At 49.7% G+C, this 26,614-nt stretch carries 21 protein-coding genes; 6 read left to right on the plus strand and 15 right to left on the minus strand.

The annotated features are described in order from the left end of the window. The first annotated feature begins 94 nt into the window (after positions 1–94). Both BGO59_RS21265 and BGO59_RS21270 read left to right on the plus strand, forming a co-directional pair. Positions 95–2,746, plus strand: coding sequence for a glucosidase (locus BGO59_RS21265; RefSeq protein ID WP_293686527.1), 2,652 nt, complete (start codon positions 95–97; stop codon positions 2,744–2,746). Between the two features lie 24 nt (positions 2,747–2,770). Next, positions 2,771–3,049, plus strand: a complete 279-nt coding sequence (locus BGO59_RS21270) for a SelT/SelW/SelH family protein (RefSeq protein WP_293686529.1) — start codon at positions 2,771–2,773, stop codon at positions 3,047–3,049. Between the two features lie 95 nt (positions 3,050–3,144). Here the strand turns inward: BGO59_RS21270 and BGO59_RS21275 are convergent, their stop codons facing one another. Then, positions 3,145–3,693, minus strand: coding sequence for a YceI family protein (locus BGO59_RS21275; protein WP_293686531.1), 549 nt, complete (start codon positions 3,691–3,693; stop codon positions 3,145–3,147). A gap of 79 nt (positions 3,694–3,772) precedes the next feature. Further along, entirely contained in the window at positions 3,773–4,645 is an 873-nt protein-coding gene (locus BGO59_RS21280) for a pirin-like C-terminal cupin domain-containing protein (RefSeq protein WP_293686533.1), read from the minus strand. Positions 4,646–4,796: 151 nt separating this feature from the next. On the opposite strand from BGO59_RS21280, the gene BGO59_RS21285 reads away from it, so the two are divergent. Beyond that, positions 4,797–5,153, plus strand: a complete 357-nt coding sequence (locus tag BGO59_RS21285) for a helix-turn-helix domain-containing protein (RefSeq protein WP_293686535.1) — start codon at positions 4,797–4,799, stop codon at positions 5,151–5,153. Positions 5,154–5,172: 19 nt separating this feature from the next. Here BGO59_RS21285 and BGO59_RS21290 read toward each other — a convergent pair whose 3' ends face one another. The 3 genes from BGO59_RS21290 to BGO59_RS21300 all read right to left on the minus strand — a co-directional run bounded on the left by BGO59_RS21290 (position 5,173) and on the right by BGO59_RS21300 (position 8,218). Further along, on the minus strand, positions 5,173–5,487 hold the full coding sequence (locus BGO59_RS21290) for a hypothetical protein (protein WP_293686537.1): 315 nt from the start codon (positions 5,485–5,487) through the stop codon (positions 5,173–5,175). Continuing rightward, a complete protein-coding gene (locus tag BGO59_RS21295) occupies positions 5,484–6,806 on the minus strand; it encodes an acyclic terpene utilization AtuA family protein (RefSeq protein WP_293686539.1) in 1,323 nt (440 codons plus the stop codon). The genes BGO59_RS21290 and BGO59_RS21295 overlap by 4 nt, the downstream gene beginning before the upstream one ends. 116 nt (positions 6,807–6,922) lie before the next feature. Beyond that, positions 6,923–8,218 (minus strand): citrate:proton symporter, encoded by a 1,296-nt coding sequence (locus BGO59_RS21300; RefSeq protein WP_293686541.1) that lies wholly within the window; start codon positions 8,216–8,218, stop codon positions 6,923–6,925. A 137-nt stretch (positions 8,219–8,355) separates the two neighbouring features. On the opposite strand from BGO59_RS21300, the gene BGO59_RS21305 reads away from it, so the two are divergent. From BGO59_RS21305 to BGO59_RS21315, 3 genes are all read left to right on the plus strand, one after another. After that, a complete protein-coding gene (locus BGO59_RS21305) occupies positions 8,356–10,062 on the plus strand; it encodes an IlvD/Edd family dehydratase (RefSeq protein ID WP_293686543.1) in 1,707 nt (568 codons plus the stop codon). A 295-nt stretch (positions 10,063–10,357) separates the two neighbouring features. After that, complete coding sequence (locus BGO59_RS21310) at positions 10,358–11,716, plus strand: PQQ-dependent sugar dehydrogenase (protein ID WP_293686545.1); 1,359 nt, start codon at positions 10,358–10,360, stop codon at positions 11,714–11,716. A gap of 76 nt (positions 11,717–11,792) precedes the next feature. Beyond that, entirely contained in the window at positions 11,793–12,569 is a 777-nt protein-coding gene (locus BGO59_RS21315; RefSeq protein ID WP_293686547.1) for an SDR family NAD(P)-dependent oxidoreductase, read from the plus strand. A 97-nt stretch (positions 12,570–12,666) separates the two neighbouring features. Here BGO59_RS21315 and BGO59_RS21320 read toward each other — a convergent pair whose 3' ends face one another. The 10 genes from BGO59_RS21320 to BGO59_RS21365 form a co-directional block, all read right to left on the minus strand. Further along, complete coding sequence (locus tag BGO59_RS21320; protein WP_293686549.1) at positions 12,667–13,587, minus strand: EamA family transporter; 921 nt, start codon at positions 13,585–13,587, stop codon at positions 12,667–12,669. 187 nt (positions 13,588–13,774) lie between these two features. Beyond that, entirely contained in the window at positions 13,775–15,235 is a 1,461-nt protein-coding gene (locus BGO59_RS21325) for a leucine-rich repeat domain-containing protein (RefSeq protein ID WP_293686551.1), read from the minus strand. Between the two features lie 156 nt (positions 15,236–15,391). Then, complete coding sequence (locus tag BGO59_RS21330) at positions 15,392–18,235, minus strand: pitrilysin family protein (RefSeq protein ID WP_293686578.1); 2,844 nt, start codon at positions 18,233–18,235, stop codon at positions 15,392–15,394. Between the two features lie 304 nt (positions 18,236–18,539). Beyond that, positions 18,540–19,328, minus strand: coding sequence for a LytTR family DNA-binding domain-containing protein (locus BGO59_RS21335; protein ID WP_293686553.1), 789 nt, complete (start codon positions 19,326–19,328; stop codon positions 18,540–18,542). Between the two features lie 81 nt (positions 19,329–19,409). After that, on the minus strand, positions 19,410–20,444 hold the full coding sequence (locus BGO59_RS21340; RefSeq protein WP_293686554.1) for a sensor histidine kinase: 1,035 nt from the start codon (positions 20,442–20,444) through the stop codon (positions 19,410–19,412). Further along, positions 20,425–21,117 (minus strand): ABC transporter ATP-binding protein, encoded by a 693-nt coding sequence (locus BGO59_RS21345; RefSeq protein WP_080056479.1) that lies wholly within the window; start codon positions 21,115–21,117, stop codon positions 20,425–20,427. Before BGO59_RS21345 ends, BGO59_RS21340 begins: the two co-directional genes overlap by 20 nt. A 95-nt stretch (positions 21,118–21,212) precedes the next feature. Beyond that, positions 21,213–22,463: an FtsX-like permease family protein gene (locus BGO59_RS21350; protein ID WP_293686558.1), complete on the minus strand. Its 1,251-nt coding sequence runs from the start codon at positions 22,461–22,463 to the stop codon at positions 21,213–21,215. A 71-nt stretch (positions 22,464–22,534) separates the two neighbouring features. Beyond that, the gene (locus tag BGO59_RS21355) at positions 22,535–23,629 is read right to left on the minus strand and encodes an HlyD family efflux transporter periplasmic adaptor subunit (protein WP_293686560.1); all 1,095 of its coding nucleotides are present in this window, start codon (positions 23,627–23,629) and stop codon (positions 22,535–22,537) included. Positions 23,630–23,670: 41 nt separating this feature from the next. Continuing rightward, entirely contained in the window at positions 23,671–24,987 is a 1,317-nt protein-coding gene (locus tag BGO59_RS21360; protein ID WP_293686562.1) for a TolC family protein, read from the minus strand. 159 nt (positions 24,988–25,146) lie between these two features. Continuing rightward, positions 25,147–26,310, minus strand: coding sequence for a cytochrome c peroxidase (locus BGO59_RS21365; RefSeq protein WP_293686564.1), 1,164 nt, complete (start codon positions 26,308–26,310; stop codon positions 25,147–25,149). Positions 26,311–26,614: the final 304 nt, after the last annotated feature.

Consider the following 26,614-nt stretch of genomic DNA (forward strand, 5'->3'; position numbering starts at 1 on the left):
TAAAGAGCGAAAGGGTGAATGAGTGAAAGAGCGAAAACTTACTGGATAGATCGCTTTTTCACTCATTCATCCTTTCGCTCATTCACATTGTTCAATGACGACTGAAGAACATCGTTTAGAGGCTCCTGCATGGCGGCAGTGGGGACCGTATGTATCGGACCGCCAGTGGGGAACTGTCCGGGAAGATTACAGTGCCAATGGTGATGCCTGGAATTACACCACCCACGATATGGCCCGCAGCTATACCTATCGCTGGGGCGAAGAAGGAATTGCCGGTATCTCCGATGATAAACAACAGCTTTGCCTGGCCCTCGCGCTCTGGAATGGCAAAGACCCGATTCTGAAGGAACGGTATTTTGGCCTGACCAACAGCGAAGGCAATCATGGAGAAGACGTAAAGGAACTTTACTATTACCTCGATAATACCCCTACGCATTCGTACCAGCGAATGCTCTATAAATATCCACAGGCCGCATTTCCATATCAGCAGCTGGTGGACGAAAACCGACGTCGAACTCGTCTGGACCCGGAATTTGAATTGCTCGATACCGGCATTTTCGATGATGATCGGTATTTCGATGTGTTTGTGGAGTATGCCAAGGCGGGTCCGACGGATCTATTGATGACTGTCACCGTATATAACCGGGGGCCTGAACCGGCCGATTTGCATGTGCTGCCAACGCTCTGGTTTCGCAATACCTGGATATTCGGTGATGATTCCGATGGGGTGCCTAATTATCGACCGTCGCTGATTTTACAACCGGATAACTGTGTGTCGGTCGAAGATTCAGATTTGGGGCGTTACGTGCTGCATGCCGAAGGGCAACCGGAGTGGCTGTTTTGCGATAATGAAACCAATCAGGTTCGGCTTTATTCCAATCATAATGGTGCCCCTTACCCGAAAGATGGCATCAACGATTACCTGATTCATGGAACGCCAACGGTAAATCCGGCTTATACAGGTACCAAAGCGGCTGCTCATTACCAACTGACCATTGCCCCCAACGACTCAGCCGTAATCCGGCTTCGGCTGGAAGCACCGGGGCCTTTGGGTACTGAAATGAAAGCTCCTTTCGACGGATTTGATGCGATTGTAGCAACCCGTAAACAGGAAGCGGATGCTTTCTACGAACACATCCATCCACCCAAAGCTACCACCGATGAGCGATTGGTTCAGCGCCAGGCGTTTGCAGGAATGCTCTGGAGCAAGCAATATTATTACTACGACGTAACCCGTTGGCTGGCTGGCGACGAAAACCATCCGCCACCACCGCCCGAACGGTTGAAGGGTCGGAATCACACCTGGCTCCAACTGATTAATGCCGGGGTCATTTCGATGCCCGATACCTGGGAGTATCCATGGTATGCCGCCTGGGACTGGGCCTTTCATTGCGTTACTTTATCCGTTATTGATCCTGGTTTTGCCAAGCAGCAGCTCATGATGCTCACCAACGAGTGGTTTATGCATCCGAATGGCCAGCTACCGGCTTATGAGTGGAATTTCTCGGATGTAAACCCGCCTGTTCAGGCCTGGGCCGCCTGGCGGATATATCACCTTGAACTAGAACGAAAACCACCCGGCGAAGAAGACCTGACGTTTCTGCGGGCTATTTTTCATAAGCTGATGCTCAACTTTACCTGGTGGGTGAACCGGAAGGATGAGGTGGGGAACAATATTTTTGAAGGCGGATTCCTGGGGCTGGATAACATCGGCGTTTTCGACCGAAATACGGTTTTTCCGGATGGAAGCCATCTGGAACAGGCCGATGGTACTAGCTGGATGGCCATGTATGCCCTCAACATGATGCGGATTGCTCTTGAACTCGCTCGTAAGGATGCGGTCTACGATGAACTGGCGACGAAGTTTTTCGACCATTTTCTCTACATCGCCGGAGCTATAACCAGCATCGGACAGAATAACGAGGGGTTATGGGACGAAGAAGATGCCTTTTTTTATGATCAGCTTCGAATGAGTGATGGTAGCGTTCAGCGAATGCGGGTTCGAACGTTGGTGGGCCTGATTCCGATGTTTGCCGTAGAAGTGCTGGACGATACCCTGATGAAAGCCAATCCGGCTTTTCTGAAACGTATGGTCTGGTTCCAGAGCCACCGCCCCAATTTATATCATCAGGTTTCCCGCTACGATGAAAAGGGGAAAGATGAAAAACGGTTGCTCAGTTTACTGCGTGGATTCCGGCTGAAAGCCTTGCTGGCGAAAATGCTGGATGAAACCGAATTCCTGAGCCCGCATGGTATTCGGGCCGTATCGAAAGTCTATCGTGATCATCCGTATGAGTTTACACTGGATCATACCACCTTTCGGCTGACCTATACACCAGCCGAAAGCGATAGCAACATGTTTGGGGGGAACAGCAACTGGCGCGGTCCGGTCTGGATGCCAACCAATTACCTGCTGATCGAAAGTCTGAATCGGTTCTATGATTATTTTGGTGATAGCTTTACGGTCGAATATCCGATTGGGTCGGGTCAGCAGATAACGCTTAAAGCTGTCGCCCGCGAACTCACCAACCGGCTCATTAGCCTGTTTACAACCGATGCAACCGGTAAACGAGCGACGTTTGGGCAGCATCCAAAATATCAGGACCCAAACTTCCGCGATTATGTGCTGTTCTACGAATACTTCGACGGGGATAACGGGCGCGGAGTAGGAGCCAGTCACCAGACGGGCTGGACAGGATTGGTGGCTGAGTTGATCAATCGGAAGTATGGAAGTCTGGCGGAGTAAAAAGTTTGCATTTAAACACAGTCAATGAAACCGACGATCACGCTTGAATATTGCCCAAAATGTGGCTGGTTACTGAGGTCTGCCTGGATGGCGCAGGAATTGCTAACGACCTTTACCGACGATGTGCATGGGGTTCTGCTGCAACCTTCCGAGTTCAGTGGTCGGTTTTCGGTCCGGGTAAATGAACAGGTCATTTTCGACCGGAAAGTAGAGGGACGTTTCCCTGAGATTAAAGAATTGAAGCAATTAGTGCGGGATGTGGTCAATCCGGAAAAAGACCTCGGTCATTCGGACCGAAAATAACGCCCTGTTCAGCTATATACCGGTAACGTAAACCGCCTGCCCAAACGACCGAACTTATCAGAAGTCTGGGCAGGCGGCTTAGGATAAGCGCTAGTTTAAGCCAATACCGCTTCGAGCTGTTTGACCAGTTGGATTTCACTGAACAGTTTGACCTCTTCGCTCAGGGCCAGACCGCCCGTCTCCAGAACGCCATTGAAGCTAATCCCCCAATCACTCCGATTTAATTTGCCTATGATGGTGTAACCCGCTCGCACACCACCCCAGGGATCTTTTGTAATGCCACTGTATTCAACCTGTAGTTTGACAGGTTTCCGAACCCCTTTCATCGTTAAGTCGCCATATACAAAAAAGGTATCCTCATCCAGTTTCTCAATGGCTGTGGATTGAAAACTTAACTGGGGATAAGTTTCGGCTTCAAAGAAATCGGAGTTGCGAAGGTGATGATCACGTTGTTCATTATTGGTATGGATAGACGCAATTTCGGCGGTGGCCCGTATCTGTGCTGTGCTGAAATCGTCACCCTCAGTTTCTACTTCCACCTGAAATTGTTGGAAAGAACCGGAAATATTGCTGATCATCAGGTGTTTGATCTTAAAACCTAATTCGCTGTGTGTGGGGTCGAGGACCCATTTCGTCGTTGTCATAGAGTTGAAAAAATTAGCATTCTGAATGGAATTACCAATTGCGTCGGGCCAGGGACCGACTGGCAAAAATTGATACTGTTTAAAAAAGAATCCGTTGGGAGGCCGGTACGGTGGCTATGTGCTTCATGGTTCCTTGCCGGTATGCCTGATAAAGCCGTCGAATATCCTCCTGTGTATCAGCAATGAAGGGTCCATGCGACACGATGGCTTCGCCCTGTGGCTCTCCGGCATACAGAATAACCCTACCTCCGGCTTCACCCCCGGCAAGCTTCAGGTCACTGAGTACCTCATCGGAAGACCTGTTCAGCCAGCCCACCTGGTCCTGCTGGACCTTGTTAGCTTCGTCGCCCACCCGTATGCTTCCGTCAATCACGTATAAAAAAGCCGTGTAGGAGGCTGGAAGTTGCTGGATCGTCGTAGCGCCGGACGCTAGCTGAATATCGGCGATAATCATTGGGGCATAATTCTGGATTGGCGATTTGAGACCCGCCAGCGAACCGCTATACACCCTGATTGTCACCCCATTCTGGATAAGTGAGGGGACTTTCTCTAAAGGGAGGTCCTGTACCCTTGGTTCTGCCCACCGATCTTTTTTGGGTAAGTTTAGCCAGAGCTGTAGCAGCCGCATCGACGCCTTCCGATCGATGATTTCTGAGTGAACGATCCCACTACCGGCGGTCATGAGCTGTAAATCACCGCCTTTCAGCCGATGAGCCTCGTCGCCCATTTCGCCTTCCAGCAGTAAAGAGACCGTTTCAAAACCTGCATGTGGGTGTGGCCCACCAACGGGCTGCCCATCCTGTTTGTTGAGTCGATCATCCATCAGCATGATGAACGGATCACTCTCGGCAAAGTCGACCTGAATAACCGGACTGGCCAAGTGACCGGCTCCTAAAAAGCCCGGTTGGGCAGGTGGCGTATATATGTTGATTACTTTTCTACGAAGATTCATGGCATCGTTGACAATAGGGCTGACATGTTTGCCCTGATCGATGATGCAAAATTACTTCGTTTACTATACATTTGTAAGTACTATACTCTGGTATAGCCCTATACTTGAGTATAGTACTTGCAAAACGTCTCTTTTCTGCCGAGGTTATATAATGGAAACTACAGCGCTCAAACACGAGGAATGTGTCAGCCTTTTACGCCCGATTCGGGATGCCCTGGATGTATTGAATGGTAAATGGAAGTTGCCGATCATCGTGGCCCTTACATTCGGAGAGAAGCGATTTGGCGAAATTGCCAAAGAAGTCCACGGAATTACCGATCGGATGCTCTCCAAAGAATTACGGGATATGGAGATGAACGGATTGGTGAAGCGAACTGTGTATGATACCTATCCGGTTAAGGTAACGTATACGTTAACTCCCCACAGTCAGACATTGGGAGGGGTCATTGAATCGCTGCGTAACTGGGGGGAGCTGCACCGGAAAAAGATCCTCTCAGATGACATTTAGGCAAAGTGCATCTAGGTTTCTATTGAACGTCGACCTCCATTTCCAGCAGCGCATAGCTTAAGCTTTTGCCATGCGTATCCATGGTGAGTGAGGTAGTAACCCCACCCGTCAGGGCTTGCTGACATACAAATTGAAGAGCGGGCAGATTGGGTAACTCGTAGCGGGTAACGTCACCGGCTACAATGTCTTTCAGATGTTCTTTCACCGCATTGGCAGTTACCTGATTACGTAGAAGCTCAAAATGTTCCGGCTTGAACGGGATAAGAGAAAGTGTAAGGGTGTTGCCTTTATCGCCCGCGCGGCTGTGGGCGATGTCGTATAGTTTGGTTTTCATGCGCTTAGAAGGGTGACATTAGGAACTACCTGATTGCGGTCGATCAATGTTGAGACAATACCGACCACCTCATGAATGTACTTACGGGCTCCACCACCGGCAGCCGGGCCATTGGTATACAACGCTTCAACCTCTTCGCCAACCAGTGCGGCCTGTTGCGCCGTAGAAGCCCGACCAGCTACCCGTAATCGGATTTCGTAGGGTTCAGGATAATGACCAAACGAGGTTCGGTGAACGGATGTGCTACCAATGTAATCGATACGCAGATCAGCGAACCGATCCTGAAGCCGTCCCTGTATGATGGCTCCGGCCAGTTTAGCGCGACCCAGTGCGTTGGCCCCTGCGTAGGAAATTTCACCTTCGCCAATAAAATCGGCTTCGTACCCAACGCTGACTTTCAGAGTGTCCGGTCGGGCTTGCCCTCGTCCTCCAGTTGCCTGTACCTGATTTGGTCCCGTTTCCTGGAGTCGTACCTGTGTGAAATCGGCAACCACATCAGGGGTGAAATAGCGGCTGGGGTCCATGACCTCGTAAAGTAATTGTTCTTTCGCTGTGGCTACGCTTAGCATACCTCCTGTTCCCTCCACTTTCCCAAAAACGGCCGTTCCATTGGCCAGTACATCGACAAACGGATGGCCCAAATGCGCCATATCTGCAACTTCTTTTCGACCCGGATCGGCGAAATAGCCACCCGTCAGTTGGCCTGCACATTCCATTAGGTGCCCAATAACCGTACCCTGCCCAAGTTGCTCCCAATTGTCCAGCGACCAACCTAATTCATGTACCAGCGGTGCGACAAACAGCGAGGGGTCGGCTACGCGTCCGGTAATGATGACCTGTGCATCCGTTGCCAAGGCAGGTAGTATGGCATCGGCTCCCATATAGGCATTAGCCGATAAAATGGCTCCTGATGTGTGTAGAGGTTTACCAGTTTCGAGAGCCGTCTCGTTACCTGTTAATTGATGAAAAACATCGTCTCCCGTAATGGCCGCTACGGTCAACGACAGATTGAGTCGTTGGGCAATTTCGACAACTTTCTGGACCGCAGCCAGCGGGTTTGCTGCGCCCATATTGGTGATCAACCGAACATGGTTGTTGAGCAGTACCGGCAGCAGCATCTCGATCCGACGCTCCAGGAGTGGATCGTAACCCGTGTCAGGGTTTTGCCGTTTCCGTTTCTGAGCCAGCGCGATAGTCCGTTCGGCCAGACATTCCAGCACCAGATAATCCAGCTTACCATGCTGAGCGAGTATAAGCCCCGGTTCGAGCCGATCACCCGAAAAACCTGCCCCACAGCCAATTCGTATTCGTTCTTTCATAAAGAATTTGTAGGTGTCAGTTTCTATCCTATTAGAACACAGATTTTTATGACGAGTATGATGTAACAGGATCAGCGAAAATCCTAATCATCACAAAAATCTGTGTTCTATGACAACTAAACGTGTATGGAACCCGTCAGCAAAGCCACAATGGTCATGACCAGCGTAGTACCCAGCGCCCATTTGATCGTAAATTTCTGATGTTCACCCAAATCGACTTCGGCAAGGCCCACCAGCAAAAACGTAGACGCGGTAAGTGGGCTAACCGGAAACCCTACCGTCATCTGACCCAGTAAAGCCGCCCGCCCAATCTCCAGCGGATCAATGCCAAATTGCGTGGCTGACTGGCTCAAAATAGGCACGACACCAAAATAGTACGCATCGGGTGTAAAGAGTAGGCTAGCGGGCATACTCGTGATGGCGGTTAGCGTGGGTAGCCAGGCGGCATGTTGCTGAGGAATGAGTGACACCAGCGAAGTAGCCATGGCGTCGATCATCTTGGAGCCCGTCAGAATACCGGAAAAAACACCAGCCGCAAAAATCATACTCGACACCATAAAAATGTTATTTCCGTGAATTCGCAGCACTTTTTGCTGGTCGGGGAGTTTCGGATAATTAATCAGTAAGGCCAGTGCGGCTGCTACCACAAACAGGGCAGGGGTAGGGACCCAGCCTTTCATAAGTGTCGTGATGAGCGCCACGGTCAGAAATGCATTGAGCCAGAATAATTTTGGTCGACGAAGTGCCTGTTGTTCATTCGTCAGATTTTCATGATGTACATAATCGAGCTGGCTAATACCCAATCGCTTACGTTCCTGAAGGCCAAGCCAGTATGCAACGGCCAGCACCCAGGCGATCCCCGCTAGTATAGCCGGAATGTTGGGGTTAAAAAGCTGGGTGGCATCTGTTTTAAGGGTAGACATAGCCCGAGCCGATGTACCCGACCAGGGCACCAGATGCAAGGGCCCAACGCTGAGTGCCACAATGCCTGGCAAGATCAGTTTGTTAATCTTTAATTGGCGGTAGATCGGTAAAAACGCTGACAGCACGATCATAAACGTAGCCGTTCCGTCGCCATCCAGGTGAACAATCATTGTCAGGATAGCAGTGCCGATAATCACCTTGAGTGGGTCGCCCTGAACGTATCGGATAATACCCGCAATAATGGGGTCGAACAGGCCCGCATCGAGCATGGTCGCAAAATAAAGTACGGCAAACATAAGCAGAATGCCTGTTGGCGCTACCTGCTTAATACCCGCCAGAATCATCTCGCCCAATTCTTTAGGGGAAAAACCGGCCATAAAGCCAATCGCTACGGGCACTAATACGAGGGCTGTTATGACAGATAGACGTTTGGTAATAATCAGCGCGAGAAAAATACCGATGGTGGCAAAACCGAAGAACGAAAGCATACAAGTAGGTAGGATTTAATCCAAAAGCCGGAAAGTGGACAAATCAAAAGTAAAAGTTCGACCTTTGTTGTCTTTACTGATACGTCGCTTTAGGTTTATGTACTCCGTAAACCTACACTTAACTGATTTACTGAAAAATGCCTTTACGTTCGCAAGATTGGTTTGGCCGCACCGGCAAAGACGGCTTTATTTACCGTGCCTGGATGAAAAACCAGGGATTCCCCCATCATGAATTTGAAGGAAAGCCCGTAATCGGCATTTGTAATACCTGGTCGGAACTAACCCCCTGTAACGCTCATTTTCGTGAACTGGCCGAAGCCATCAAACGGGGAGTTTGGGAAGCGGGTGGCTTTCCGCTGGAATTTCCGGTGATGTCGCTGGGCGAATGCCAGATCAAACCAACGGCCATGCTGTTTCGTAACCTGGCCAGCATGGATGTGGAAGAAAGCATTCGGGGAAACTCGCTGGATGCTGTAATTCTAATGTGTGGGTGTGACAAAACGACGCCTTCGCTGGTCATGGGTGCCTGTAGTGTCGATATTCCTACGCTGGTCGTATCGGGTGGTCCTATGCTGGCCGGACGTTTCCGGGGCAAGAAAATCGGAACCAGTGATGTCTGGCGGTTTGCTGAAGCCTACAAAATGGGGGAGATGAGTCAGGCTGATTTTATAGCTTCCGAAGCCAGTATGGCCCGTTCGCCCGGACACTGTGCCGTAATGGGAACCGCCAGTACCATGGCTGCTATGGTTGAATCGCTGGGCCTGGCCCTGCCCGACAATGCCACCATTCCGGCTGCCGACTCACGTCGGAAAGTGCTGGCGCACATGACGGGCGTTCGGGCGGTAGAGCTGGCTCGTCAGAATATTACTCCATCGCAGATTCTGACCCGTCAGGCGTTTGAAAATGCGATTATGGTGAATGCAGCTCTTGGTGGTTCTACCAATTTCATTCTGCACTTGACGGCCATTGCAGGCCGGGTTGGGGTAGACCTGTCGCTGGATGATTTCGATACGTTGTCTGCCAAAATTCCCTTGCTGACTAATCTACAGCCTTCGGGTGAGCATTTCGTTGAAGATTTGTTCTATGCGGGTGGTCTGCCGGCCGTGATTCGGGAGTTACGAAACTACCTCAACAACGACGCTATAACGGTTAATGGACGAACCATTGGCGAAAACTGCGCCGAAGCTCAGTGCTATGATCCAGCGGTAATTGCGACTGTTGATCAGCCGTTTAAGCCGGAGTCGGGGATTGCCGTATTGCGCGGAAATCTATGCCCGAACGGGGCTGTGCTGAAGCCATCGGCCGCATCGCCCGAACTGATGCAGCATACAGGGCGGGCGGTTGTTTTTGAGGATATCGACGACTACAAAGCCCGTATTGATGATCCTGATCTGGATGTAGACCCGTCGTGTGTGCTGGTACTGAAAAATGTCGGCCCTAAAGGGTATCCGGGTATGCCCGAGGTGGGTAATATGCAACTTCCAGCTAAAGTGCTGGCTCAGGGTGTACACGATATGGTACGTATTTCGGATGGGCGTATGAGCGGAACGGGCTTTGGTACGGTGGTGCTGCACGTTTCGCCCGAATCGGCGGTTGGTGGAAACCTGGCCCTGGTGCAAAACGGCGACCTGATCACGCTCGATGTGCACAACCGCAGTTTACACCTGCATGTATCCGACGAAGAACTTGCCGCCCGTATGGTTCATTTCAAACCACTCAATCTGGGATATGACCGGGGATACGTAAACCTATACATTCGCCACGTAACGCAGGCACACGAAGGAGCCGATTTTGACTTTTTACGAGGGGGTTCCGGTAGTGTAGTCAAGCGGGATTCGCATTGACAGTATTCGATTGCTGGTTTTTCTGTTTACGGTGGGCTGGCGCAAAAATGCTAAGGCGGCCCACCGTATTTTGTATCAGGCTTCCCCACAAATTCTACGCCGATTCAATAAATGAAAATAAGGCTATTTGTTCCATTTATGCCAAATCCATTATACGAATAGGTTCAGTTCAGCCGTTTAGGCCGATAAATCAACAAAAAAGGGAGTAAGTAGTTAACAAAAAAAATGATGGTAGTGTAAGACTGAGTCGACGGTATAGTAATTGTTACTTTTTAGTAAACATTGCCGTACCCGAATGCTTTTGCGTTACTTGTTTTTGTTAGCTGTTCTTAGCTTTATCTCGATCAAATTACCTGCACAAGCACCCCGAATTCGTTTGACCGAGTTGGCAACAGGGTTGAATCGGCCAACGGATATTGTTGCTATTAGTTCTAGCGAATTTCTGATCTCACAAACGGATGGACAGATTCGTGTCGTTCGAAACGGCGTTAAGCTTGTAACGCCTTATCTGGACCTTGGGGCAAAAATTCATGATACTACCTGGGAGGGAATTTTCGGGATTACGCTCCACCCAAACTACGCCAGTAACGGGTACATATATGTTAACTATTGTCGGAAGGGTGATCGGTCGGCGGTGTATGCCCGCTTTACCCGTAGTGCCACCAATCCAGATCAGGCTGATAGTTCATCTGAGTTTACGTTGCTGGTCGTGCCGTATCCGAATCCGCAGGGGGCGCACCGATCGGGCTGCCTGGGTTTTGGCCCTGATGGGTATCTCTATATTACGACAGGCGATTCGTGGCCGGGGCTTCGTGGATCTATTGGTGATCCCGATCGATTCGCGCAGAGTTTGCAAACGCCTTACGGGAAGATTTTTCGGATCGATGTCGATCATGGTACTCCATATGCTATTCCAGCCACAAATCCTTACAGTAGCCCCAGCGATGGGGTAGCGGATGAAATCTATGCCCTGGGTTTACGGAACCCCTGGCGCTGGAGCTTTGACCGGCTGACAGGCGATATGTGGATCGGTGATGTGGGGCAGGATGGTTGGGAAGAACTGAATTTTACCCCTGCGAATGCGATAGCACCACAGAACTACGGATGGCCCTGTTACGAAGGAACGCATGCGTATGATGCAAATTGCTCCGGGTCGGGTTCGTATCATATGCCTCTGCTCGACTATTCAGGCTACAATTATGGGGGTGGCGCATCCATCACTGGTGGTTACGTATATCGTGGCACAGCTTACCCCAAACTGTATGGGTGGTACGTGTATGGCGACTACCAACGTGGAACGTATTGGACGTTGAAGCGAGCCAATGACGGGACGTTTCAGCAAATTACACAACTCAGCCTGCCCACCGTAATGCCTGTATCATTTGGGCAGGACCCGAACGGTGAATTGTATGTGCTTTCCTTTTCAGAGGGAAAACTGTATCGCGTCATCGAACGGACTATAGCGAGTGTTAAAACAGGAAACTGGACTAGCCCGGATACCTGGAATTGCAACTGTGTACCCATTGCCGGCGACGATGTGGTTATTTCTGCCAACCATTCCGTAGACCTGAATCAACTGGTACAGGTTCGTTCACTCGATTTGAAAGGGAAACTGGCTTATTCGTCTGCAGGCAAGGTCAAGTTTGATCCCTGAAGGAGCGTATGCGCTTGCGAGGAAAATTTGTCCTATTTTCGCCACGAAATTATCCTTTACCCTACTTATCGATTGCATGACAAATTTTGCCCGACAGACTGTACTCATTACGGGGGCTGGCACTGGAATTGGTTTTGCCATTGCGAAAGCGCTCGTCCAGCAGGGAGCCAATGTCGTACTCAATGATTATGATCAGAATTTAGCCCAAACCGCAGCTCATCGTATTCAGAATGAATGCCAAACTCCCGAAGCCGGGACTTGTGAGGCCTGCCCAGGCGATGCGTCGGATGTATCGTTTATTCGCCATATGGTGGATACTGCTGTTACTCGCTTTGGATCGCTGGATATTGCCATTGCCAATGCTGGTATCACCATTTTCGGTGACATTTTCACGACCACGCCCGAAGCGTTTCAGAAAATTGTGGATTTGAACCTGCGCGGTAGCTTTTTTCTGGCACAGATGGCCGCTCAGCAGATGCGGTTGCAGGGGAAAGGAGGGAGTATCCTATTCATGTCGTCGGTCGTAGGGCATCTCGCCCATCCAGGACTACCTGTATACAGTATGACCAAGTCAGGGCTGGAAATGCTGGCCCGTCAGTTAGTCATCGACTTTTCACCACTCGGCATTACCATCAATTCGATTGCCCCAGGGGCCACGCTTACGGAACGAACCCTGGATGACCCTACCTACATTCCGATCTGGTCGCGGATTACACCAATGGGGCGCCCGGCCACGGTCGATGATATAACCAATGCTGCCCTATTCCTGGTGGCACCTGCATCCCGCCATATTACCGGCCAAAGCCTGGTCGTAGATGGTGGCTGGACAAGCGTTGGCGTGCCGCCGGTTTAATTTTGAATGATAGAATGAGTGAATGATAGAATAGAGTATTCGCTAGCTAATTCAATCACTCAATAACTCAATCATTCGATCATTCAATCATTCAAAATTATTTCCTCCCCAGCGTGATCAATACTACGCCAACGATGGCTACCAGGGCACCGATCAGAGATTGGCTGGAAAAAATTTCCCCTGCGAATAAGGTGCCTAAGAACATCGCGACAACCGGATTAACAAAGGCATAGGTGGCCAGAAGTTGCGGAGGAGCGTTCCGGGCCAGCCATGAATAGGATGAAAAACCGATGATACTCCCAAAAATGATCAGGTAAATCATTGACCCAATGGCTTTGGTAGGGGCGTCCAGAATGCTTAATGGCGTAACCGGCTCCAGTACCAGACTCACTAGAAGGCTGGCAACGCCACCTACAATCATTTGAATACCACTCGATATGGTGCCAGTAGGCAACGCCAGACGCGGTGTAAGCAGCGTGCCAATGGCCCATATTAAATTGCCGAAAGCAACAAATCCCGTACCGATCAATTTTGCATCAAGGCCAGCTGAGCTTTGCAGTTTATCCGGTTTCACCAGCAGGAAAATGCCGATAAGACCGACAACCAGACCCGCCAGTGCCAGATTGCTGGGTCGTTTTTTGCCGAACGAAACCCAGTTGAGTGTCAGGAGGTAAACGGGCAATAAGCCTCCCAACAGAGCCGCCATACCACTTGGAATGTACTGCAAGCCAATAGCCAGACAGCCATTTGAAATGGTGAGCAGCAAAATGCCAATCAGCCCGGCAGACTGCCATTCTTTTCGGGTTGGGCGCGGTGTTCCCGTTAGCCGTGCATAGCCATACAAAATCCCGCCTGCAATCAGATACCGGACAGCAACCATGTAAAGGGGGGGCATCCGTTCGGTCATAAAATGAATGAACAGATAAGTAGAACCCCACAAGATGTAAACGGAGATCAGGTTAGCCCAGAGCGTAAAACGGTCTGACGAATTTGAAAGAGGGGATGTAACGGCTTGCATACAATGGCTTACTGGTAGGCTTGTAACAAGCGAAACGGTAAATTTTCTCCGTCAAATCGGTCTATTTTCAGCATTTCTGAGATACATTATGAAAATTCTAAGCAGAATTTTATTTGGCGGACTTTGTCAAAGTTTCTGAAAAGGCGAGGCCCATTTGTTTGTATACGGATAAAGCCCTCTTCTTTAATCAATACGACACATCGGTATTATTGGCTTCTAGCTGTTTGATCTGAGGGGCATAGGGGCTTTTCATCGCTTCCTGTCCGAAAAGTGGATTACTTCCCAGAAAAACCTTTTTTAACCCTTTGAGGGAGAGAAGTATGGTTGGAAATTCGTGGAGATTATTGTTGTTGAACGATAACTCCTGCAACGACGACAACGTGCCTATAACGGCTGGCACCGATACATACCAGTTATAGCTCAAGTCCAGAATGCGCAACGATTGAAGGCGGCTGAATTCGTCGGGCAGTTGGCTCAGGTGGTTATGGTGGGCGTATAGTACCTGCAAATGGCGTAGTTTGGTGAGTGTTACGGGCAGGTTTCGTAGTTCGTTATGCGCTACAGCCAGTTGTTCCAGTCGCTTCATTTTGCCAATCTGCGGAGGTAATTCAATGAATTTGTTGTAGTATAAATCCAGCACTTTTACGCGCTTGAGACGTCCGATGGAAGTAGGTAGTCGTGACAAACCAACACTGTACAGGTTAAGGTCCGACAGTTTGCGCAAGCGCCGTAACGTTTTGACATCGGTATCAGTCAGGGTAGTCAATTTGTTGTAACCCAGCCATAAACTTTCAAGCCGTCGGTTCTGCCGGATGGATTCCGGGATTTTGGTGAGCTTATTACCCTGAATATTCAACGACCGGATGTGTTTGTTACGGGTAATGAATACGCTATCGTTGGGAATGGCGTTGAACAGCACACTTAATCGTTTGAGCGTTGGAATATCGGCTGTTAGTCGGGCTGGGAGTTCGTGGAGGTTGTTACGGGACAAATCCAGCTCTTCCAGTTTGGGGAAACGATACACCACTTCGGGAACGGTACTTAATTCCAGGTGATTAAATGCCAGCATGGTTACCGTATCCGGGCGCAGGGTCTTTTCGGCCGCTTCGACCGTACTGATGATGCCAGGACCCCGCCGAACCGTGCGTTTCTGAGGGGGTTGTCCAAGCGTAGTCATGGTAGAACGGCGAAACCCTTTTTCAGTCTTTATGGGAAATGGATGCTGCGTGTACCATTCCGTCAATAGTGCCAGTAGTTTGGTTTCCTGCTCACTCGATAATGACTGTCCATCAACCTGGCAAAACACCCACTCATACGAACCATCAGCGCGAATAAACTCCTGAGTCTGGAATAGAAGCCCAAGAGCGGGGAGCCGCTTTTTATTACGCTCAATAAACGTAAAAAACTGTTGATGCTGAGCATTTAAACTGTCGAAGTAGAGTTTCGTTCGTCCTGAAAAGGCCCCTTTCAACTGGCTCGACTTGCCTGCCTGAACAATAAGCTTATCGTAAGGTGGTGGGAAAGAACGCTCTAAACTCGACAGGGAAACGCCTAGCCGGGTGGTATCCCGTAAAAAGACAACCGGCGACTGGGCATAACCAACCAGTCCGGCCAGCATTAAATAGACAAAGAGTAGGCCCTTTTTCATGGTGTAACGGATTTTTTAGGTAAATAACGAAAAATATAGTTATAATAACCAAAAAAAACCGGGATTTAATGGATTTATGGATTAAACAGATTTTGTTGCGCTTTCATAAAGCCTGTTACAAAATCTGTTTAATCCATAAATCTGCTAAATCCCGGTCTAGTTTTTACCGCCACTCACCGACGAAGCCGGTTGCTTTTCGGCGGCTTTCTTAGCCGCTTTGGCGAAGTCGCCAGCTTTGATGATCGAGATTTTCGACGGGTCGATGTGCTTTTTCATGGCGGCATTAACCTGTTCAGGAGTCAGTGATTCCAACTTCTTCTCAAAATCAGCATCCCAGCTCATCGTCCGGTTCAGGTAGAGGTAGTTGTTGAGCGTAGCCGACAGGCTTGGGTCCTGTGCCCGGCCTACCATCCGCGATTGCAACAGACCCGACCGGGCCGCTTTAATCTCGTCGGCTGTAAAGCCTTCTTTTACTACCTTGTCCATTTCCTCCCGGAAGGCTTTTTCGAGCCGTTCTGCATTTTCGGGGTTGTAAATGGCGTAGGTCATGAACATACCCGTTTTGTCGAACGGATTGGCTTGTAGCTGTGAGCCAACGCCATAGCTGATGCCCTCTTTCTGGCGAATGCGTACGGCTAATCGTGAGTTCAGAAAGCCACCGCCCAGCATGTAGTTGCCTAAGACAAGTGCCGGATAATCAGGATCGTCGTCGCGCAGGGGCAGGTTGACACCGGCTACCATAAAGGCATTCGCTTTGTCGGGGGCTTCGATGCTTTGTGGCGTAGGCTTGATGTCGTTGTAGGGGCTTACCAGTCGGCTGAATGGTTTTTTCGCCTTCCAGGTGCCCAGTTCATCCATAACCGCTTTCCGAACGTTGGCCTCATCAAAATCGCCTACTACAGCTAGTGTCGCATTCTGGGCACCGTAGAAATCCTTGTGGAACTGCTTCAGTTCGTCCAGTTTCAGCGCTTTTACATCGGCCACATCTTCATCAGGAGTTGATGTATACCGCACATCATCCTTTGGGTAAGGGTTCATCTGGCGCTGGAAGGCTGTAAAGGCAAGCGCCTGTGGTTCTGAACGTTGGGCTTCAATCTGGGCCAGTTGCTCCTGCTTTAGCTTCTCAAATTCGTTGGCATCGAATGCAGGATGCTTCAGCATGTCGCTTACAATGCGGATCACGGCAGGCAGGTTCTCTTTGTTGGTTTTGATAATGGCGTTGACCTGGTTACCACCTCCAAATATATTCACCTGCGCTTTCAACTTGTCGAACTCATCTTTGATCTGCTGACGGGAGCGGGTCGTTGTGCCTTTGTCGAGCATCGACGCTGTAAAGACCGAGATCGCACTCTTATTTTTCAGGCTGTTTACATCGCCATACCGCAGGGTCAACCGAGCGTTCACCTCATTCCCACGGGTTGTTTTGGGCAGGAGGGCTAATTCAATGGTATTGGGCTGTTCAATTCGACGAGTACGGCCATCGATGTTGGCAGGAGAGGGGTCGAATGCTTCACCACTGGCAATAGCAGCCCGGCCTTTATAGTTTTTCACCATAGCCTCTACGTTCGGTGCCTCAGGCACGTCGACCCGATCAGGATTTTGTTCAGGAATGAACATGCCGACGGTTCGGTTCGAAGGTTTGAAGTAGTATTTAGCTACCCGTTGTACATCGGCAGGGGTTACTTTTTCGAGCGCATCCCGATACAGGAAGCCCAGACGCCAATCGCCGGTGGCAATGTATTCGCTAAGGGTGCGACCCAACCGTTCTACGTCTTTGAAGCTAAGTTCAACATCTTTCAGCAGTTTCGCCTTCGAACGTTCAACTTCATCTTTGGTTGGGGTTTTGATGGCTACTGAGTCGAGCGTGCCCAGTAACGCTGCCTTGGCATCGTCAATAGACTTGTCTTTCAGCATTTCAGCCGCAAAATAGGCGTATCCGGGATCTTTCGTCATGAACGAATAGCCGTATTCCTGCGAGGCTTTTTTCGTTTCAATCAGCGATTTATACAATCGGCCGCTGGGTTCGTCGGTCAAGAGGTCGATCAATACATCCATGACGGGGTAGTCGGGATGTGAGCTTGGCATAATGTGATACAGTGCCGAAACAACTTTGGTATCGCCCACCCGCCGGAGAACTACATCGCGTTCGCCATCCTGAACGGGTTCAATGCTATAAGTTGGCTGAAGCACCCGGGCAGGTTTAGGAATCGGACTGAAATACTCATTGACCAGCGCCAGCGTTTTGGCTTCGTCAATTTTACCGGCTACAACCAGTACCGCGTTGTCAGGCTGGTAGTATTTCTTGTAGAAAGCCTGGAGGTTCTCGATGGGCACTTTCTCCAGATCGGAGCGGTTACCGATGGTCGATTTGCCGTAGTTGTGCCACAGATAAGCCGACGAAACAACCCGTTCATTCAGCACGTTCTGTGGTGAGTTTTCCCGCATTTCAAACTCGTTTCGCACCACAGAAAACTCGGAGGCCAGATCTTCTTTTTTAATGAATGAGTTGATCATCCGGTCCGATTCCAGATCGAGCGCCCATTTCAGGTTTTCGTCCGAGGCCGCAAAGGTTTCGAAGTAGTTGGTACGGTCGAGCCAGGTTGTTCCGTTTGGCCGCGCACCATGTGACGTCAATTCCTGTGGGATGTTGGTGTGTTTGGTTGAGCCTTTAAAAACCATGTGCTCCAGCAGGTGAGCCATCCCTGTCTCGCCTAGCCCTTCGTGCCTCGAACCCACCAGGTAGGTGATGTTGACCGTAATGGTGGGTTTCGACGGGTCGGGAAAGAGCAGCACCTTCAGGCCGTTCTTCAGATTGTATTCGGTGATGCCTTCGACCGACGCTCCTTTGGTAACGCCCTCTGGAAGCTTATCCTGTGCTGTTGATGAGGTGAGGCTACCGACCAGTAGCGCAGCGGCCAGTATACCCGCACGGGACCATCCCGACCGGGACCATCCAGTCTGACCCAGAACTGGCTTGGTAATGTTGTTTCGCATAAACATACGGTTATGTTGGGTACTCAAATTAAAGATTCGTTAGTTACTGATAAATGAGAAAAATGTCAATGGGCTTGGTATGTACCTGCCAAAAGTAGGGATGAGTGGTTGTAAAATGACTAGTTATTTTTTTCTGAAAGACGAAACTAGACGTAAGGAGTTGCACCGCTGAGCGGTGTTTTCGTTAGCTAGTTAAAAGTTCGTATATAGTTGAAAAACTAGTTGATAAACTAAACGTATAGTTACGAATAAATCAAGTAGGATGGGTTGATTTGTGAAATTTTAACAGTAAAAGGGTGACAAAGTGCTGTTACTCTTCCAGCCAATGCCGAAATAGGGTCGATTTTTCTTTACTGACCAGCAATTCCAGTTTATCGTTGGGGCTTTTAAGTAGCACCAGCAACTTTTGGCTCTCCAGAGGTCTGTATCCGGCAATAGCGTCCAGCGCGATTAAGTACTGACGATTGGCGCGAAAAAACTGGGCTGGATCGACCAGTTCTTCCAGCTCATCAAGAGTTTTGTAGTCGGTAACTAGCTTTTTGCCGTCCGTTGTGTAGAGGTAGATCAGTTCATTTCGGCAAAAACAGGCTACATCCTGTTGAGGGACCGATATGATTTGCCGGATGTGATGTCCAGAAAAGCGACGTTTGTAGGTTGGGGCCGATGCGTTGTCGGCCAGGTGGTTCAGGAAGTGACGAAAATGGTCTTCGAAGCCCGATGTTCCATTTTGAGTCCAGCGGTGGAATTTTGATAAAGCGGCTCTAAGCTCTTCGGGGTCGATGGGTTTAAGCAGATAGTCAAGGCTGTTCAACTTAAACGCTCGTATGGCATATTCGTCATACGCAGTTGTGAAAATAACCGGGGTGTCGAGCCGGACCTGCCGGAACGCTTCAAAGCTAACTCCGTCGGAAAGCTGTATATCAGAAATGACCAGATCAGGGGAAGGTTGCCCAGATGTCCGGCGCAACTGAAAATACTCACAAATGGCCTGAACGCTGGCCAAAGGCCCTTCTAGGGTGGCCGTGGGTTCTAACTGCTGCACCAGCTTTTGAAGTTGTCGGGCAATCAGGGGTTCGTCTTCGATCAGTAGGATAGTCATGAGCTAGTCATTTTCTTCGCGTCATTCAATAGGAGATAGTCGCTGCCACAAATAACGGGAAGGAAAGCCAACGGATAACGATTAGTCGTTGGTTAGCAAGGGTACACGAACCTGAAACTCCTCGCCATTGTCCTCAATTTCAATCGGGCGAGGGCTCAGATAGCTATAGAGTAACTTCAGATTTTCTAGGCCCTGTTTATTGGATGTTTCGACCTGTCGCTTTTGTTGGATGGGGTTGGAAATGAGGAGGTAATTGTCAGTGTTACTGATCGTGACCGTCAACGGGCTGGCTTCGCTGATGGCGTTGTGCTTAATGGCATTCTCGATCAGAATTTGCAGCGTGACGGGCACAATCTGATACTCCAGGGCTTCGTCGGAAAGCTGGCAATGCAGCCTAAAAGCACCATCGAATCGGGTTTTGAGCAGCGAAACGTAGTTTTTGATAAATGCCAGTTCGGTTTCGATGGGCACCAGCGACTTGTCTTTGTGCTGAAGAACGTACCGGAATACTTTCGACAACTGTTGCAAAAACTGCCGGGCCAGCGTTGGGTTGTCATCGATCAGGCTGTCGAGCGAGGATAGGCTGTTGAACAGAAAGTGCGGGCTAATCTGATTTTTCAGACTGTCGAGCTGGACCTGGACTTTTTCTTTTTCCAACTGCGCTGTTTTAATCAGGTTTTCCTGCCATCGTTTCAGCAAATGACTGGCAATGAATCCCAGCGTGATAACCGTGTTGACCAGAAAAATGGTTACGACGATAATGATCGCCGAAAATCGGTTGAAAGGGCTCAACTGAGGTAGGGAGTCGGCAACTATGTACCTGACAATGAAGTATCCCGTGGCAAACAGGATCGTTTTAACAATGCCCCAGCCTCCGATCAGCTGCACCGCAATGCGCCAGCGAATGTTTTTTTCAAACGGGAGTCGCTGGTTGAGCCATTCGTTGAATAGATAATGAAATGCCCAGATCAGGTTGAACACAAGGAACGACAACAGAAAAAGACCGACCTGTAACTGCCAGGTGATGTCTGGAATAATCCATTGACGAGCCACAACGCCTGCCAGGGCCATCCAAAGCAGGACAACCTCGACGTATTTATTGAACTTTATTTTCATGGCTGGCAATGATCATTCCATCCGACATTTCAATAACGCGGTCGGTACGGGCGGCAAAATCGGGGTCGTGCGTGACAGCAATAATGGTCTGGCCTTTCTGGGCCAGTCCGCGAAAAATCTCAAACACGTTTTCAGTATTGGCCCGGTCGAGGTTGCCGGTCGGTTCGTCGCCCATAACGATGGTTGGGTCATTGATAAGCGCTCGGGCAATGGCTACCCGCTGCTGCTGCCCACCCGACAATTTGCTGGCGGGTTTACGGGCATAATCGGCCATACCAATCAGGCGGAGTTTTTCCATGGCTCGTTCTTCAACCTCTTTTTCAGGGTATTTACCCAGTTTCAAGCCCGGAAGCATCACGTTCTGCAAAGCCGAAAATTCGGGAAGCAGAAAGTGAAACTGAAACACAAAGCCGAGGTGTTCGTTGCGGAAGTGGGACAAAAAGTCCTGACTACGACCTTTTAACTTCGTACCCGCCATTTCGATCTCGCCTTCGTAATCCGTATCCATCGTTGATAGCAGGTACAACAAGGTCGATTTACCACAACCCGACTTGCCCACTATCGATAGAAACTCGCCCTGTTGCACCGTGAACGTAACCTCTTTCAGAACCTGAAATTTCTCTGGGTCGTAGAAGTATTTGTTAACATGCTGGGCCGAAAGAACCGTATTCATGTAGTAAAGAGCGAAATAGTGAATGAGCGAAAGAGTGAATGAGTTGTAGATTGGCTTGTCGCTCTTTCACTCATTCACTCTTTCGCTTTTTATAATTATCCCCGCAGAATGGCCACAGGATCGACCTGGGCGGCTTTTCGCGAGGGGAAAAAGCCCGCCAGTACCGTTGTGATCACGCCGAACAGAATCCCCATAACGTAATATTTCGGGTCGAAAATGACCGGAAACGTTTTCAGACTCAGGAAATCACCAGCATCGAATGGGGTAATCGACAACATGTAACTCAGGCCAAATCCGATTAGTAACCCGAGTAAACCACCCGAAAATCCGATGAAAATAGCCTGGAGCAGAAAGATGGCAATGATGTCACGCCCGTCGAACCCCGTTGCTTTCAGGATAGCGATATCCTTGATTTTGTTAATGACGGTCATGTTCATAATGTTATAAATACCGAAGCCTGCAACCACCAGTAAAGTCATCGATACCACAAACGTCATCACGTTCCGAATTTTTTCACCGGCCAGAATGGCCGTATTCGCGGTTGCCCAGTCTTCGGTGTAGTACCCATACATAGCCCGTAGCCGTTGCCCAAAGGGAATAGCCTGTAGCGGATCGACCATCTTGATATGGACATCGGTGATGTAACTGGGGTCTTTCTGTAGCATCTCCTGAACCGTCGACAGGTTAGCGTAGCTTTTGGTATTATCGACGGTTCCAACACCAAAGCCAAAGGTGCCGACCACGCGCAAAACCCGCGTACTGCCAATGGGGGTAGTGACTGTTACTTTGTCGCCAACCCGAACATTAAGTTTTCGGGCTAACACCGCGCCCATGAGTAAACCGTCCGGATTACTTTGCAGACCGCGCAGACTGCCCGATTTGAGCCGGGTGTTTAGTTTGTACAATCGGTTTTCGCGCTCAATGTCTACCCCCGAAATCGTTCCCGATAGTTGAATTGGACCGTTGTTATAAAAGGCCTGGGTAGCTACCTGGGGCGACACGCCCAGTACACCTGGTTCCTTTTCAATGCGCTCAGCAATGGCGATTCCGTTTTTGATTCGAGCCAGTTCATCTTTGGGCTTCTGGTGGTATACGACATTGAAATTGCCTGGATTAAGCTGATCGATCAGGCTGGGCCGTTGGGTGTTGACTTCATTATACAGCCGGATATGCGGACTGGCATCCAGGGCCGAATCTTCCAGAAACTGATTCACCCCCTGCATAAACGAAATCATCGTGATGAACATGGCAATACCAAACGTTACCCCCAGCATCGCAACAAGCGTTTGCCGCTTCTTGGCCAGTAAGTGTGTTTGTGCAATTTGAGAAGCGATTCGAATGTCCATTAGATTGAGTGATTGAGTGATTGAATGATTGAGTGAATTAAAGCGGATAAGCTATTCGCTCAATCACTCAATTACTCATTCGCAATTAGTTTAGAAGTCTCTGTCAGGCCACCTTTCACCTCGACCAGATCGAAGTTTTCGGCTCCTTTCTGGAACTTGATTTTTTGCTTTTTCCCATCCTGATTGACCCAGACGCTATCGGTGCCGAACACATATGACTTAGGAATAGTCAGTACATGCTTGTTCTGGCTGATGATGATGTTCGCTTCGAGGGTGAGGCCATAGTAGGCATCAGGACGTTCACCCACGAACTCTGCATCGACTCGGAATGACTGGTCGCTGCGGTTCAGCTTGGGATAAATCTTGCTGACATGCGCTTTAAATACTTTATCGGGGTACACATCTGCCTTCAGAACAACCTCCTGGCCGATACGCATCCGCCCAAAATCACTTTCATCGACAGCCAATTGCGCATACAGGTGATTGCCGCTACCAACCAGCGCCAACTGGTCGCCCACCCGAACAACCTCACCCGGATCTTTGTACACTTCATACACTTTACCATTCAGCAGACTGCGAATACGGGTGTTCCGCCCGGCTTCTTCCGACGAAACCAACTGACTGCGGTTGTTGGCCACATCGAGTTGAATTTGATCGCGGCTGCGCTGTAGTGTGTTGAGCTGGGCGCGAAGATTATTCTTCGAGAGGGTATAGTTTAGCTCAGCCCGTTCGAGTTCTGCTTTCGAGGTGGCATTCTGGCCGTACAATTCCCGAAACCGGTTGTAGTTAATCGAATCATTGGCCAGTCGGGTGCGGGCATTTCGTACCTGAGCTTCCAGTTCAGCCAGTACGGGCGAACCAGGCCCCAGATTAGCCCGTGCCTGTCGGTACGCGTTGGCGGCTGCCTGCTGACGCGCATCTTCCGTAGCGCTTTCCAGCACAAACAGGAGTTGGTTCTGCTGAATGGAATCGCCTTCATTGACGAGCCGTTTCTGTAAAATTCCAGCCGCATCGGCCGTAACAGTGTATTCGTTGCGGGGGTAAATATTGCCCGATGCATACACCGCTTCGGTCAAATCCCGATAGGTGGGAGAGAGGCCATCTGTACCGTTTTTGCAGGCGGTAAGCATGACTAAAGATACCAAAAGGAAACGTGTAGCTTTCATGGGAGTTGGTGAATCGGTATAGGGTTAACCCTATACCGATTTTATTGGCCACTTCGAATTTGAAGGATCGTTTGGTTAATAAATACGTTCGAAAGGTTGTTCAAATACCGGTTCTGGGCGGTCAGCGCTTCGTTGAATACGTTTAGGTACTGGTCGTAGGCGAACAGGCCAGATCGGTATTTGATCAGGGCGATCTGTACATTCTGGGCACTGAGCTCGTAATTCTGCTGGTTCAGATCCAGCGATCGAACCGCCTGATTGTAGGTATTGCGAATGTCTTCGTTATCCGTTTGTTGTTTATTGCGCTCATAATTAAGAGCCATTTCGGCGGCTTTGAGTTGCAGCCTGGCGCGGGTGATGTTACTGGTACGTAACCCACCTGAGTAGATCGGCCAGTTGAACTGAAGTCCGGCAACGCCGATTTCATACCACGGCTGGCTAAAGTTCAGGAAGTTGATTTCACTTCGTTGCGCCTGTTCCGTGTACCGACCGTATGCCGAAAGGGTAGGCCATCGCTGGAGCTTTTCCCGATTTAGTTGTAGTCTCGATAACTCGACCCGCGCCTGTTGTAACGTTAGTTGCGGTCGCTCGATCAGCGAAAGCGCTGTTGCAGGAATCGGAATGCTGGCTGGTCGACTGGCCAAATCTTCCGAGAGAACCAGGCTATCGGTAGGAGCCAGGCCGAGAATCAGTTTGAGCTGGTTTCGGTTGCGGATGTAGGCCAGTTGATTCTGGTAGAGTACATCGGCCGTAGTAAGTTGTACCGACCGGATTCGATTGTATTCCAGCGGTTCGATCAGGCCTTTATCCAGCCGGTCGCGGGCAATCTGGGTGAGTGTGTCGGCTGCAGAGAGATTGCGCTGAGTCAGTCGGATGGCGGCCGCCGTAAGTAACGTAGCATGGTAAACGCGGGCCGTTTGGGTCGATACTTCGTCCTGTAGAACCAGATTCTGAGTATCGGTAATGCGCAGGTTCTGTTCTATAATACCGATGTCGGCACGGGCGGGTCGATTGACGACTGGAACCGTTACTTCGGCCCCTGCTGCGAGTACGTAGGGTAAGCCAAACTGTACACTGCGGTATTCACCAGCAGGGCCACCCAGCAAAACGAGTGGAATCAGTTGAACGGGCAGCGAAAAATTGTAATCGAAATTGGTAAAAAAGCGTGCCTGAGGAAGCAGCGCTGCCCGAGTGGCCGATTGCTGTTGGCCCTGTACCAGTCGGTTTTGACGAGCATTCAGCAGGTCGGGATTATTCCGACGGGCCATTGCGAGTGCTTCCTGCACCGAAGCGACAACGGTTTGCCCCTGACTGGCAATTGAATGGGAAAGTAAATAGATGAAAATGAGCCGTTTCATGGGCGTAGCGAATGAATGCCCAAAGGAAATGAGTTTTTCTGAGCTGAATCAATCTGTTTGAGCGAAACAGAAGAAATAATAAACTAATCGACTATTTTGAGCTATGAATAGTTAGGGCGATGGGAGAGAAAGGATTGATTTGGTCAGGCTGAAGGCGTCTTATCGAATATTGCCACCCGGATGGAGACCGCTCGGGACACGGTCTGGAATAAACTGGTTGAAAGATGGATCGGTCAGTGCGTTCAGGAAGGCAATAAGTTGGTCCTGCTCCGCATCGCGCAGGGCGATTCGCTGTATTTTAGGATCTAACTGTTGCACCGTTACATTCGGATTCTGGGAAATGGGCTCGCCAATATCGTCGTAAAATTTAAGCACCTGCTTCAGCGTTTTGAACGTCCCATTGTGCATATAGGGAGCTGTCATCCCAACGTTTCGTAGCGAAGGTGTCCGAAAGGCATACGTGCCTGCCGCACCGGCATCGGTACTGGTTCGTTTCGGGTTGTCCGGCACCGATAAAACATGGAGTTTATAATCGGAAAACATCGGCCCTGCGTGGCAAATAGCACAGCCTTCATCCTTAAAAATAAACATCCCCTGTAGTTGCTGATCGTTCAGGGCCGTTTTCTCGCCTTTCAGATACCGATCATAGGGTGAATTCATGGCGACAAGCGTACGTTCAAACGTGGCAATCGCCTTACGTATGGTTGAGGCTGTGATCGTTTGTCCACTACCAAACGCTTTCTGGAACAGTTGCTGATATTCTGTGATTTTTGATAGTCGGGCTACCAGGCTATCGAGGGTAAGGGTTTCACTGTACGCGTGTCCACGCATCTCCTCAAATGTCGATAAGGGGCCTATTGACTGATTTTCGAGGCTTTGCGTTCGTGAGTCCCAGAACATGGGTGCCGTCGACGGGTCATACTTTCCGTTACTATCCATGCCATTCAGGGCGACGTTGAGAAGAGTCGGGGCATTTCGCATGCTAACGGGTATATCGTTGGGAGACCGGAACTGCCTGTTTTGCCCGAGGCCAACTGCATTGGTGCCGAGGGAGAGGTCAAGGCCATCCGTATAGGCATTGTTGGGATGATGGCAGGTCGCACAGGCAATATCTTTATTGCCCGACAGGATGGGGTCCCAGAACAAAGCCTGGCCGAGTAAAGCCGTGTCGTTGGTTATTGGATTGCTGACGGATGCAGTGACAGTTGGGGTATTCAACAGCGGAGAAATGCTCGAACTGGTATCTTCTTTGGTACAGGCATCGAGCACAACAGCGATGAATAAAATTATCGAAAGAAGACTAATCAAATGACTGCACTTCATATGAAAAGATCAGGTATAAATAACCAGTTTTCGCTAAGATGTACCAACTAGCTAACGAATTGTTTAGCTCGCAATAGTGATTAGTTGAGTTGGCGCCTAAACCAAGCCGAAATATACAAAACTTACACATTGACAGGGTATTAAATGGATTATTTTCATCGTTTTTAGCCAAGGTATCGCTGGCTTGCTATTGTAGGCAGTCACTCATTCAGGTTCTTGATCTGAATAGAGTTGACCGTATAAATACGCGATTATGTTCTGGAAAAGCAACGCGACAATAATTGCGTGATTGTGGAGAAAACGA

This window comes from Spirosoma sp. 48-14, from assembly GCF_001898575.1.
In the GTDB taxonomy this organism is placed as follows: Bacteria; Bacteroidota; Bacteroidia; order Cytophagales; family Spirosomataceae; genus Spirosoma.